This window comes from Mycobacterium sp. NGS18, from assembly GCF_059813185.1.
The window spans coordinates 109,765-121,836 of record NZ_JCALEC010000004.1 but is presented as its reverse complement, the minus strand read 5'-3'; the positions used below and the strand labels follow the sequence as shown (position 1 = coordinate 121,836).

The window sequence follows — 12,072 nt, the reverse complement described above, 5'->3', positions numbered from 1 at the left end:
CTGAGAAAGGTGAGACGGGTGGGCGTACTGGATAAATTCCGTATCGACGGCCGGGTTGCAGTGGTGACCGGGGCGTCCTCGGGCCTCGGTGTGTATTTCGCTCGGGCCCTGGCCGAGGCCGGCGCCGACGTCGTGCTGGCCGCGCGGCGAGTGGACAAGCTCGCCGATGCCGCCGAACTGGTCGCCGCGACGGGGCGCGCGGCCTTGCCGGTGGCCACCGATGTCGCCGACCCGGCGGCGGCGACCGCAATGGTGGAGGCCGCCATGGAGCGTTTCGGCCGGGTCGATGTGCTGATCAACAACGCCGGTATCGGCACCGCACACCCCGCCACCCGGGAAACGCCGGAGCAGTTCCGTGAGGTGATCGACATCAATCTCAACGGGGCCTACTGGGCCGCGCAGGCGTGCGGCCGGGTGATGGAACCGGGCTCGTCGATCATCAACATCTCCAGCATCCTGGGCCTGACCACGGCGGGACTGCCGCAGGCCGCGTATGCCGCCAGCAAGGCCGGGCTCATCGGACTCACGCGAGACCTGGCTCAGCAGTGGGGGAGCCGGAAAGGCATCCGGGTCAATGCGATCGCGCCCGGCTTCTTCGCCTCGGAGATGACCGACCAGTACCGTCCGGGCTACCTGGACAGCATCTCCCACCGCATGGTGCTGGGCCGGATGGGAGACCCCGAGGAACTCGCGGCCACCGCGGTGTGGCTGGCCTCCGATGCCGGCGGCTACGTCACCGGGCAGACCATCGCCGTCGACGGCGGCTTCACGATCAACTGAGGTCGGAGAATCGGATCGGGTCCTCCGGGCGATCGTAATGCGCGTACCGCGCCTCCTCTTTTGTCACATCGTCGTACCCGCTGAACTGCACCGCCAGTTCGTCGGCGAAAAGCAGCAGCTGCTTGGACTTGAGGATCTGCGGGTCGTCGATGTCGAAGACGCGGGGCGGTGCGTCGTCCAGTGCGCGTTGCAACCTGGCCAGCACCGCCTCCTGCCCGGGCCGGAAGGCTTGCAGGGCCGCGCCCACGGCCGACGGTTCGGCCCGGGCGAGCTCGGGGCCTTCCGCGCGGGTCTCGTTGTTGAACTCCCGGATCACCAAATAGAAGGTCACGGTGGTGAGGCTACTGGGTGACGCCGTCCGGATTCGGGCGTGGCACGAGCGTCGGCGAACGCGTTGGCGCGGAACTGGACTGGGCGTGCATCGCCGAGGTCACTCGACGACGCACCGGCTGGTCACGGCGCGATCAACCGGCTGAGCAACTCGAGTGAATCCTGCGCGCCCGAGCCGGGTTCGGTGGTGACCACCACCACGGACTGCTCCGGCGAGTGGGCCACCTGCAGGGTTTGCTGGGTGACGGTGACCTCACCGACCAGCGGGTGGTGCAGCCGGTAGGTGCCGCCGGTGCACGGCCTGACCCGGTGATCGCTCCACAGCGCGGCGAACTCGGCACATTGCACCGACAGCTCACCTACCAGTGACGCCAGCGCTGCGTCGTCGGGGTGGCGGCCGGCGGCCGCACGCAGGCTGCCGACGACAGTGCGGGCCTTACGGTCCCAGTCCGCGTACAGCTCGCGGGTATGCGGGTCGAGGAACAGCATCCGGGCCAGATTGGGTCGCTCGGCGGGGCGGTCGGGGGCGGTGCGGTCGGTGTGTCCGGCCAACAGCGCATGGCCCAGCGGATTCCAGGAGAGCACATCGGTGCGCCGTCCCAGCACCAGCGCCGGCGTGTCCCCGAAGGTCTGCATCAACTCTCGCGTCCACTGGTGGACACGTTCCGGCGGTGGGCGCTTGAGGGGGCGCGGGCGTTGCGCGGCGAGTTCGTGCAGGTGCGCGTGCTCGTGCGCGTCCAGCTGCAGCGCTTTGGCTAGCGCATCGAGTACTGCCCCCGAGGCGTTCACCGACTGTCCCTGTTCCAGACGGGTGTAATAGGACACGCTCACCCCGGCCAGCTGGGCGAGTTCCTCGCGGCGTAACCCTGCCACGCGCCGCTGGTTCACCGTTTCGAGCAGACCCACCTCGTCGGGTCGAAGCTGCGCGCGCCGGGCCCGCAGGAACTCGCCTAGTTGCCCGGATACCGCCACTTGACCCACTATGCCAGCGGCCGAGGACGGCAGCCTGTCCCTACCAGTGGTAGCCAGTGCAGGGGCTGGTTCGCGGGTCGCGGACTCGGCACTCTGGCCGCATGAACGAAATCGTGTTGGGTGACGTCAGCATCACTCGCGTCGTCGAGTACTACGGATCGGTGGCGCTTTCGCCGAGTGACTTCTTCCCGGACCTCCCAGCCGAGGCTTGGCGCCACAACGAGGAGTGGTTGGTTCCCGATTTCGTCGCTGTCGGAGCGGATACCTGCATCAGCGCGATCCAGACCTGGGTGTTGCGCAGCGAGGGCAAGGTGATCCTGGTCGACACCGGCGTCGGGAACCACAAGGAGCGGCCGAATTCGCCGATCTGGGATCATCTGGATACCGATTTCCTCGGCGGGCTTGCCTGGGCCGGGGTGCGGCCTACCGACGTCGACCTGGTGATCAACACCCACCTGCACGTCGATCACGTGGGTTGGAACACCCGGCTCGACGGCGGTGACTGGGTGCCGACCTTCCCCAACGCGACCTACCTGATCCCCCGGGCCGACTTCGACTTCTGGAATCCGGTCAACGGCGGTCAGGACGAGCGAGTCCGGGTGAACAGCAACGTGTTCGAAGACAGCGTTGCTCCGATCCACGGCGCCGGGCAGGCGCTGCTGTGGGACGACGCCCACACCATCGACGCCAACCTGTGCCTGGACCTGGCGCCGGGTCACACCCCCGGGTCATCGGTGCTTTCGCTGCAGTCAGGCACCGACAGAGCTGTGTTCGTCGGGGATCTGCTGCACAGCCCCATGCAGTTTCTGCATCCCGACGCCAACAGTTGCTTCTGCGTCGACGCCGCCGCCTCCCGCACCACCCGGCGTCGGCTGCTCGGTCGCGCCCACGACAGCAACGCCCTGGTGCTTCCTGCTCATCTGGGTGGGCACGGTGGAGCCGAAGTTATCCGTGACGGAACGGGTTTCGCCATCAAGGCGTGGGCACCGTTCGGCAGAATCTGAAACCGGCGACACCATGCCCGATCCGATCGTGGCTACCGAGTCCGGAGCGGTGCGCGGACGCCGGGTAGGTGGCATCTATTGTTTTCTGGCGGTCCCATACGCCGCACCGCCGCTCGGAGCCGGCCGATTTGCACCGCCTGTCGCCCACCCGCCCTGGGCGGGTGTGCGAGATGCGACCCGACACGGGCCGACCGCCCCGCAACCGCGCCGCGACGGGTTTGGGGCCCTCGACATGTCGCCGTACTTCGGTCCGGGATGGATTCGCGGTGACGACTACCTCACACTCAACATTTGGAGCCCCCCACCGTGGATTCCAGTCCGGTGATGGTGTTCGTCCATGGCGGCGGCTTCGTTGCCGGCTCCAACCGTGCCGCGTTGTACGACGGAGCGGCCTTCGCCCGCGACGGCGTGGTTATGGTGACGGTGAACTACCGGCTGGGTATCGCAGGGTTCCTGGACCTTCCGGATGCGCCCCGTAACCGAGGCCTGCTCGACGTCCTGGCCGCGCTCGCCTGGGTGCGTGACAACATCGCTGCATTCGGCGGCGATCCGGCCAACGTCACGCTGTTCGGGCAGTCCGCCGGTGCGACCATTGTCGGCGCCGCTCTCGCCACACCCGAAGCCGACGGGTTGATCCGGCGCGCGATAACGCAGAGCGGAAGTGGGCTGCGCGCGTTCTCCGGCGAACAAGCCGAGCGGGTCGCCCTGGCGGCTGCTACCGCCCTCGATGTCGCGCCGACGGCAGCCGACTTCGGCGCCGTCGCCGATGACGACCTCATCGCGGTCATGCCCGCGCTCACCGGCCTTGATCTCGCAACGGTCGACCGAATGGACCCGCTGGCCGGGCTCAGCCCATTGGGCGTTGTCTCGGATCGTCGGCCCGCCGAACACCGGCTCGCGCCGGTTGATCTGCTGGTTGGCACCAACACTGAGGAAGCCAACCTGTATCTCGCACCGCAGGGAGCGCTGACGTCCTCGACCGACCGGGAAGTTCGGGATACCGCGGCGTTGGTCCATCCCGATCCGGACGCGCTGGTGGCGTCGTACCGGGCCGCACTGCCGGGCGTCGCGCTCGGGCAGTTGCGTTCGACGATCCTCGCCGACGCGCTGTTCCGGATCGGCAGCCGTGAGCTGGCCGAGGTGCATGGTAATGCTTACGGCTACGAATTCGCTTGGCAGTCAAAGGCGCTCGAGGGGCGGCTGGGCGCTGCACACGCGGTGGAGCTGCCCTTCGTGTTCGACCGGCTCGATCTTCCCGAGTTGCGTGGATGTCGGGGCCTGCTCGGCGCCGGCGAACCGCCGAAGTCACTGGCCGCAGAGATACGCGCGTGCTGGGTGTCGTTTGCGCGCAGCGGAAACCCGGGCTGGCCACCGCTAGGCCGCAGTCAGAGGGTCCATCGGTTCGCTGCCCGATAGGCCGTCGGGCTCTGCTGTACCAAGCTAGGTACTCTGCGCTGATGAGCGTCGATCCGCTCCGCATATCGGAATTGGGCGCCGAACCGGATGCCGTCGTGCGACTGCTCGCCTACTTCGACGAGCTCGTCGAATCGTCGGCCGACGCCGACAGGGTGCTCCGGATCGCGACCGAGGCCGCCGAGTGCCCGCTGGGTGTGCGGTGGGTTTCGCCGACCGAACCCGAGGTCTGGCTCGAGCGAACGGGTGCCGGGCACCCGCTTGATCCGGTGTTGGCAGACCGGGTGCGCCATGCGCTGCGGATGGCCGCTTCCCGGGTCGGGGCGAGAGTGCAGCTGGGCGATCCAGCATTGCTGGAATTGGTGTTGTCCGACAACGAGTTACCGGCAGAGCGGGCGCGGGCTATCCGGCTGCTGGGCCTCGATGAGACCCGCGAGATCCGGGTACTGGCGGTGTCGGCTGGATCCCCCGCCGAGGCGCTGCGCGTCGTGGTGCGCGAACTGGGCGACCAACCGGTGCGCTCGGTCGCCATCGGCGCCGACACGGCGCTGCTGTGTTACAGCGCCGAGGATGCCCGGACGTTGTCGGATCGCCTGGACGCGGCGATCATCGCGGCGTTTCCCCCGCCGCTGCCCGCACACATCGGCCGCGGGCCCTGGGTCGGGATCGGCGCCAAGACCACCGTCTTCGGCGCGGCGACGTCTTGGCGGCAGGCCCAACGGGGACTGCGGTTCGCTTCGTCCACGCACTACGGGCGGCGGGCGGTCGCCTACGAACGCCTGAGCGCGCTGGAGTTGCTCGCCGACCTGCCGTCAGAGCAGGTGCTGCGGCACCACGATGTCGCCCGGATCAACGCGATCGCGTCAACACCGGCCGGTGCGCACGACGTCGACACCACCGAGGCGTTCTGCGTGCTCGGGTCGCTGCGCCGCACCGCCGCCCAGCTGCATCTGCACCACAGCACGGTGGCGGCGCGCATCGCGCACGTCGAGGCCGCGATGGGCTGGGATCTGGCCGACCCGATCGATCGGTTCACCGCCACCCTGGTGCTCTTCGTGCGCCGCATCGCGCTCTCGTCCGCCGAACTCACCGACGCAGGTCCGACAGGCGTCGGATGAAAACGATTATCAACCCGACGTCTGGCGGATGACCAGGTCTACGGCGGCAGTGATGATGATCACTGCACCCGCTCAACCGATACGAGGAGTTAGAACCGTGGCCGTCATCGACCCCAGCCGGACCTGGGCCCCCTTGGAGAAGCGGTTGGCGACGACCACCAACGAGCGGCACCGGGCGGCGCTCGAAGTGGTGATCAAGCACATGAAGGGTGAGGCCGCGCCGGATCTCGACTGTGTGATGGAGACGCTGAGCGGCGAGCCGGACTACCACTTCTGGATGGGCGGTCAAGACGTCGGGCCGAAGACCACCGAGGGCGTCCGCACCTACTACACGAACTTCATGGGGACCCGCACCAACGTGTTGGAGTTCGCGATCGACCGCCTGGTCGTCGACGACGACTGCGTGGTGACGGAGGGCGACATGAAGCAGCTGTACCCCGGTGCTCTGGCGACCGCCATCCTCGGGGTGGAGGTCGAGGATCCCGCCGCCGACTACCTGGTGGTGTACCGGCAGGTGCTGCTGTGGCCGATCGATGCCAGCGGCAAGATCGTCGGTGAAGACTCCTACTTCGCCGGTGTGCGCAGCGTGATCCCGGTGGCCCGTGAGGACCTCCCGCAGCAGTACCTCGATCTTGTTCACGCGCCTGCGGCGAATGCGTAGCGACATCGCGGGCATGCTGCTCGACCGACTCGGCGATCACCATCCGGGATTGCGTACCCGACAGCGGGATTGGACCTGGGACGAGGTGGTGCGTGAATCCGCCGCGCGCGCCTCGTTGGCCTCGGCGTTGCGCCGGGACGGACCGTTTCACGTCGGCGTGCTGCTGGAGAACGTCGAGGATTTCGTGTTCTGGCTCGGGGCCGGCGCACTGGCGGGCGCCGTCATCGTCGGGATCAATCCCACCCGCGGCGACGCCGAGCTGGCCGCGGAGATCCGCCACGCCGACTGCCAGCTGATCGTCACCGACACGAGCGGAGCAGACCGGCTGCGCGACCTGGACCACGGACTGGAGTCGACGCGCTTCCTGGTCGTCGACGACCCCGGTTACGCCGAGCTGATCCAGGCGCACCGCTCGGAGCCGGCCGCCGCGCCGGGGGTCGGTCCGGAATCGCTGCTGCTGCTGCTGTTCACCTCCGGTACCACCGGCGCCTCGAAGGCGGTCAAGTGCAGTCAGGGCCGGCTGGCCCGGATCGCCGAACTGGCCACCGCGAAGTTCGGCCATGTGCGCGACGACGTCGACTACTGCTGCATGCCGCTGTTTCACGGCAACGCGATCATGGCGCTGTGGGCGCCGGCGCTGGCCAACGGGGCCACGGTCTGCCTGACGCCGAAGTTCTCGGCGTCGCAGTTCCTTCCCGACGTGCGCTATTTCGGCGCGACGTTCTTCACCTACGTGGGCAAGGCGCTGGGTTATCTGCTCGCCACCGAAGAGCGTCCCGACGATGCGGACAACACGCTGGTCCGCGGCTTCGGCACCGAGGCGTCGCCGCAGGATCAGGCCGAGTTCCTCCGCCGGTTCGGCGCCGTGCTGCATGAGGGCTACGGCTCCAGCGAGGGCGGCAACGCCGCGTTGCCCGACCCGGCGGCGCCGGCCGGCGCGCTGGGACGTCCGGCGCACGCAGGCATCGCCGTCGTCGACCCGCAGACCCGAGCCGAGTGCGCCGTCGCGATCCTCGATGAGCACGGGCGGGTGTCCAACGCCGACGAAGCGGTCGGCGAGATCGTCGACAAGACCGGAGCCCGCGACTTCGAGGGCTACTACAAGAACGACGCCGCCGACTCGGAAAAGGTTCGCGACGGCTGGTACTGGACCGGCGATCTCGGCTACCGCGACGAGGCCGGATTTCTGTACTTCGCCGGCCGGCGCGGGGATTGGATCCGGGTCGACGGCGAGAACACCTCCGCGCTGACTATTGAACGGGTGTTGCGCCGGTATCCGGGGACGATCAGTGCCGGGGTATATGCGGTGCCCGATTCCCGCTCCGGTGACCAGGTGATGGGGGCGGTCGAGGTCGCCGACCCCGCGGGTTTCGATGTGGCGGCGTTCGCCGGATACCTGGCCGACCAGCCCGACCTGGGCAGCAAGGGCGCACCGCGGTTCCTGCGGGTCTCGGCTCGCCTGCCCGTCACCGGCTCGAACAAGGTGCTCAAACGTGAACTGCAGGCGCAGCGCTGGCACACCGACGAACCGGTGTACCGCTGGGTCGGGCGGGGTACGCCCGTCTACACCCGGATGACCGACGACGACAAGCGGTCCCTGGACGCCGAATTCGCGTCCTACGGCCGGCAAAACTACCTGCGAGGCGAAGGTGAGAAGCGATGACGGACTGCGCGATTCGCGAACTGGACCACGGCCGGCCGCAAACCCGGTACGCCCGGGGTTGGCACTGTCTGGGGCTGGCTGAGACCTTCCGGGACGGCAAGCCGCACGCCATCAACGCCTTCGGCACCCGGCTGGTGGTGTTCGCCGACTCCGGCGGGGCCGTGCATGTGCTCGACGCCTACTGCCGGCACATGGGCGCCGACCTGTCCCGCGGGACCGTCAAGGGCGACACCCTGGCGTGTCCGTTCCATGACTGGCGCTGGCAGGGCTCGACCGGGCGCTGTGTCGAGGTGCCGTACGCCAAGCGGCCGCCGCGGATGGCGCGCACCCGGCGCTGGCCCACCTGCGAGGTCAACGGTCAGCTGCTGGTGTGGAACGACCCGGAGGGCTCGACACCGCCGCCGGAGCTGACACCGCCCACGATCGAGGGGATGGACGAGGGCCGCTGGTCGCCGTGGCAGTGGAGCTCGGTGTTGATCGAAGGTTCCAACTGCCGCGAGATCGTCGACAACAACGTCGATATGGCGCACTTTTTCTACATCCACCACGCCTACCCGACGTACTTCAAGAACGTCATGCAGGGCCACACCGCCAGCCAGTTCATGGAGTCCAAGCCGCGGCCCGACGGCGCCGGCTACGAGAAGCTCTGGGAGGGCACCTATTTGCGCTCAGAGGCCACCTACTTCGGGCCGGCCTACATGATCAACTGGCTGCACAACGACCTGGGGCCCGATTTCACCGTCGAGATCGCGCTGATCAATAGCCACTACCCGATCACCCACAACTCGTTCATGCTGCAGTGGGGCGTGGCCGTGCAGAACATGCCCGGCCTGCCGCCGGAGAAGGCCACCAAGCTGGCCGCGGCGATGAGCCGGTCGTTCGGCGAGGGATTCCTCGAAGACGTCGAGATCTGGAAGCACAAAGCGCCCGTTGACAATCCGCTGCTGGTCGAGGAGGACGGCCCGGTCTACCAGCACCGCCGCTGGTATCAGCAGTTCTACGTCGACGTCGCCGACGTCACCCCCGACATGACCGACCGGTTCGAGGTGGAGGTCGACACCTCCCACGCGTTCGGGCGCTGGGAGGCCGAAGTCGCCGCGAATCTGGCGGCGCGCGTCCCGGCGACGTGAGCTACCGGCTCTGGCCTTTCTCGCTCTGCTGGCTTTTCCAGGGGCTGTAGTCGGCGATCAACTCCTCTTGCGGCGGGCGCTGCCCCGCCGGGACGTGCTGCAGGTTGATCCGGATCCGGTACCAGATCGAGCTCGGCCCGCGCATGCCGTCGACCAGGACGTCCTCTGGCGCCAGCCGTTTCGCGGCCGCAGGGTGCCGCTCCCGCCAGACGTCCAGGGCGGCCATCGCCTCGTCTTTGGTTTTGGTGCGGGCGATCTCGATCAGCGGCAGCGGTGAGGTGCGGCGCCCGTCGACGTTCTTGCGGGCCCCTTTGGGCGCCTTCTCCGCCGGGCCCTGCTTGTCGGCCAGCTCCAGCAGCGACTCCAGGTCGCCGACGGAGTCATCCATTGCTTCCCACGGGTCGCCGATGCGCGCGAACCGCTCGGGGACCGTGTCGATGGTGAATGCCGCCGGGTCGACGTCGGTGACCTCGCCCCAGTACAGCGGCGTCGACACCCGGGCGTCGGCGGTGGCGCGCACCGAGTAGGCCGAGGCGACGGTGCGGTCCTTGGCGTTCTGGTTGAAGTCCACGAAGACGCCGTGCCGTTCCTCTTTCCACCACCGGCTGGTGGCCAACTCTGGAGCGCGCCGCTCGATCTCGCGGGCCACCGCCTGCGCGGCCAGCCGAACCTGACCGAACTGCCAGCGGGGCGCGATGCGGGCGTAGATGTGCATGCCCCGCGAACCGGACGTCTTCGGCCAGGCGGTCAGCCCGTGGTCGGTCAGTACCTCTCGGGCCAGCATGGCCACCTCGACGATCTGCGGCCAGCTGACGCCGGGCATCGGATCGAGGTCGACCCGCAACTCGTCGGGGTGGTCCAAGTCGCCGGCGAGTACCGGGTGCGGGTTGAGATCCACGCAGCCCAGGTTGATCACCCAGGCCAGCCCGGCCGCATCGTCGATGACGGCCTCTTGCGCCGACCGGCCCGAGGCATAGCGCAGTTCGGCGACCGACACCCAGTCGGGACGTTTGGCCGGTGCCCGTTTCTGGAAGACGGCTTCGGCGTCGATGCCGTCGACGAAGCGCTTGAGGATCATCGGCCGCCCGGCCACGCCGCGCAACGCGCCGTCGGCCACCGCCAGGTAGTAGTGGATCAGGTCCAGCTTGGTGCGCGGGGCGCTGCCGTCGCGGCCCGGGAACACCACCTTGTCCGGGTGGGTAACCGCCACCCGGTGTCCCGCCACTTCCAGCGACAACCCGCCGGCCATGAAGCCATGCTAACGATCACGTCGAATCCGCTGACCGGCAGCGACCTGAGTCACATAAGGTTGCTCCATGGCAAAGCTCACCGACCTGCCCGGCCAGGCCGTAACCACGCTCAGCCGCTACTTCGAACGTGGTAGCGCCGAGCTGCACTATCTGCGCAAGGTCATCGAATCCGGTGCCGTGAGACTCGAGTCGCCGCGCATCATCGCGAACGCACTCGCCGACGGGGCCCGGTGGGGCGAGCTGGGGATGATTCCGGCCCTCAATGCCCGCCGCAACCCCAATGGCCTCGCCGTCATCGACGACGACGGCAGTATCACCTTCAAAGAGCTCGACGCCGCCGCCAACGCGGTGGCCAACGGCCTGGTGGCGATGGGCGTGCGGGGCGGCGACGGGGTGGCGATCCTGGCCCGCAACCACCGCTGGTTTCTGATCGCCAACTACGGCTGCGCCCGGGTCGGCGCCCGGCTGATCCTGCTGAACAGCGAATTCTCCGGCCCGCAGATCAAGGACGTCTCCGAACGCGAAGGCGCCAAGCTGATCATCTACGACGACGAATACACCGCCGCGGTCGCGCAGGCCGACCCACCGCTGGGCAAACTGCGGGCGCTGGGCGTCAACCCGGATTCGGAGGAACCGTCGGGCAGCACCGACGAGACGCTGGCCCAGCTGATCGCCCGCAGCAGCAAGGCGCCGGCGCCGAAGGTCACCAAGCACGCCTCGATCATCATCCTGACCTCCGGCACCACCGGCACCCCCAAGGGCGCCAACCGCAGCACCCCGCCCACGCTGGCGCCGATCGGCGGCATCCTGTCGCACGTCCCGTTCCGCGCCGGCGAAGTGACGTCGCTACCCTCGCCGATGTTCCACGCCCTGGGCTACCTGCACGGAACCCTGGCGATGTTCTTCGGCTCGACCTTGGTGCTGCGCCGGCGCTTCAAGCCGGCCACCGTGCTGGAGGACCTGGAGAAGCACAAGGTGACGGGCATGGTCGTCGTCCCGGTCATGCTGTCGCGGATTCTGGACCAGTTGGAGAAGACCAGCCCCAAACCGGACCTGTCGCAGCTGCGGATCGTGTTCGTCTCCGGTTCCCAGCTCGGCGCCGAGTTGGCCACCCGGGCGATGAAGGACCTCGGGCCGGTGATCTACAACATGTACGGCTCCACCGAGGTCGCGTTCGCCACCATCGCCGATCCGGGTGATCTGCAGTTCAACCCGGCGACGGTGGGACAGGTGGTCAAGGGCGTCAAGGTCAGAATCCTCGACGACAACGGTCACGATCTGCCGCAGGGCGAGGTGGGGCGGATCTTCGTCGGCAACTTCTTCCCGTTCGAGGGCTACACCGGCGGCGGAGGCAAGCAGATCATCGACGGGCTGCTGTCCTCCGGCGACGTCGGCTACTTCGACGAGCGTGGCCTGCTCTACGTAAGCGGCCGCGACGACGAGATGATCGTCTCCGGCGGCGAGAACGTCTTCCCGGCCGAGGTCGAAGACCTCATCAGCGGGCATCCCGACGTGGTCGAGGCGACCGCTCTGGGTGTCGACGACAAGGAGTGGGGTGCGCGGCTGCGCGCCTTCGTGGTCAAGAAGGAAGGCTCCAGCGTCGACGAGGACGCCATCAAGATGTACGTCAAGGAGCACCTGGCGCGCTACAAGGTGCCGCGTGAGGTGGTGTTCCTCGACGAGCTGCCGCGTAACCCGACCGGCAAGATTCTCAAGCGCGAACTCCGCGAGCTGTAGGGCGGGTTCGCGCA

Annotated in this window: 12 protein-coding genes; 9 read left to right on the top strand and 3 right to left on the bottom strand. The window is 68.2% G+C overall.

The genetic code is table 11. From position 1 onward, the window contains the following. The first annotated feature begins 18 nt into the window (after positions 1-18). Entirely contained in the window at positions 19-780 is a 762-nt protein-coding gene (locus AC5Y31_RS09725) for an SDR family NAD(P)-dependent oxidoreductase (protein ID WP_499979965.1), read from the top strand. Here the strand turns inward: AC5Y31_RS09725 and AC5Y31_RS09720 are convergent. Beyond that, positions 773-1,111: a hypothetical protein gene (locus tag AC5Y31_RS09720; RefSeq protein ID WP_301632087.1), complete on the bottom strand. Its 339-nt coding sequence runs from the start codon at positions 1,109-1,111 to the stop codon at positions 773-775. The genes AC5Y31_RS09725 and AC5Y31_RS09720 overlap by 8 nt on opposite strands. Positions 1,112-1,233: 122 nt before the next feature. Beyond that, positions 1,234-2,082, bottom strand: a complete 849-nt coding sequence (locus AC5Y31_RS09715; RefSeq protein ID WP_499979963.1) for a helix-turn-helix transcriptional regulator — start codon at positions 2,080-2,082, stop codon at positions 1,234-1,236. A gap of 101 nt (positions 2,083-2,183) precedes the next feature. On the opposite strand from AC5Y31_RS09715, the gene AC5Y31_RS09710 reads away from it, so the two are divergent. The 7 genes from AC5Y31_RS09710 to AC5Y31_RS09680 all read left to right on the top strand — a co-directional run bounded on the left by AC5Y31_RS09710 (position 2,184) and on the right by AC5Y31_RS09680 (position 9,071). After that, positions 2,184-3,086, top strand: coding sequence for an MBL fold metallo-hydrolase (locus AC5Y31_RS09710; protein ID WP_499979962.1), 903 nt, complete (start codon positions 2,184-2,186; stop codon positions 3,084-3,086). Positions 3,087-3,099: 13 nt separating this feature from the next. After that, positions 3,100-3,411 carry a carboxylesterase family protein gene (locus tag AC5Y31_RS09705; protein ID WP_499979961.1) on the top strand — a complete coding sequence of 104 codons (312 nt, stop codon included), beginning with the start codon at positions 3,100-3,102 and terminating at the stop codon, positions 3,409-3,411. Beyond that, positions 3,378-4,502 carry a carboxylesterase family protein gene (locus AC5Y31_RS09700; RefSeq protein ID WP_499979959.1) on the top strand — a complete coding sequence of 375 codons (1,125 nt, stop codon included), beginning with the start codon at positions 3,378-3,380 and terminating at the stop codon, positions 4,500-4,502. Before AC5Y31_RS09705 ends, AC5Y31_RS09700 begins: the two co-directional genes overlap by 34 nt. A 41-nt stretch (positions 4,503-4,543) precedes the next feature. After that, a complete protein-coding gene (locus tag AC5Y31_RS09695) occupies positions 4,544-5,617 on the top strand; it encodes a PucR family transcriptional regulator (protein WP_499979958.1) in 1,074 nt (357 codons plus the stop codon). 97 nt (positions 5,618-5,714) lie between these two features. Continuing rightward, on the top strand, positions 5,715-6,278 hold the full coding sequence (locus AC5Y31_RS09690; protein WP_499979957.1) for a nuclear transport factor 2 family protein: 564 nt from the start codon (positions 5,715-5,717) through the stop codon (positions 6,276-6,278). After that, on the top strand, positions 6,271-7,941 hold the full coding sequence (casI, locus tag AC5Y31_RS09685; protein ID WP_499979955.1) for a steroid-22-oyl-CoA synthetase: 1,671 nt from the start codon (positions 6,271-6,273) through the stop codon (positions 7,939-7,941). The genes AC5Y31_RS09690 and casI overlap by 8 nt, the downstream gene beginning before the upstream one ends. Further along, positions 7,938-9,071 carry a 3-ketosteroid-9-alpha-monooxygenase, oxygenase component gene (locus AC5Y31_RS09680; RefSeq protein WP_499979954.1) on the top strand — a complete coding sequence of 378 codons (1,134 nt, stop codon included), beginning with the start codon at positions 7,938-7,940 and terminating at the stop codon, positions 9,069-9,071. Before casI ends, AC5Y31_RS09680 begins: the two co-directional genes overlap by 4 nt. Before the next feature lies 1 nt (position 9,072). On the opposite strand, the gene AC5Y31_RS09675 is transcribed toward AC5Y31_RS09680, so the two are convergent. Then, positions 9,073-10,320, bottom strand: coding sequence for a DNA polymerase domain-containing protein (locus AC5Y31_RS09675; protein ID WP_499979952.1), 1,248 nt, complete (start codon positions 10,318-10,320; stop codon positions 9,073-9,075). Positions 10,321-10,387: 67 nt separating this feature from the next. Between AC5Y31_RS09675 and fadD2 the strand changes: the two genes are divergently transcribed. Next, positions 10,388-12,058, top strand: coding sequence for a long-chain-fatty-acid--CoA ligase FadD2 (fadD2, locus tag AC5Y31_RS09670; RefSeq protein WP_065023087.1), 1,671 nt, complete (start codon positions 10,388-10,390; stop codon positions 12,056-12,058). The last annotated feature ends 14 nt before the right edge of the window (positions 12,059-12,072 follow it).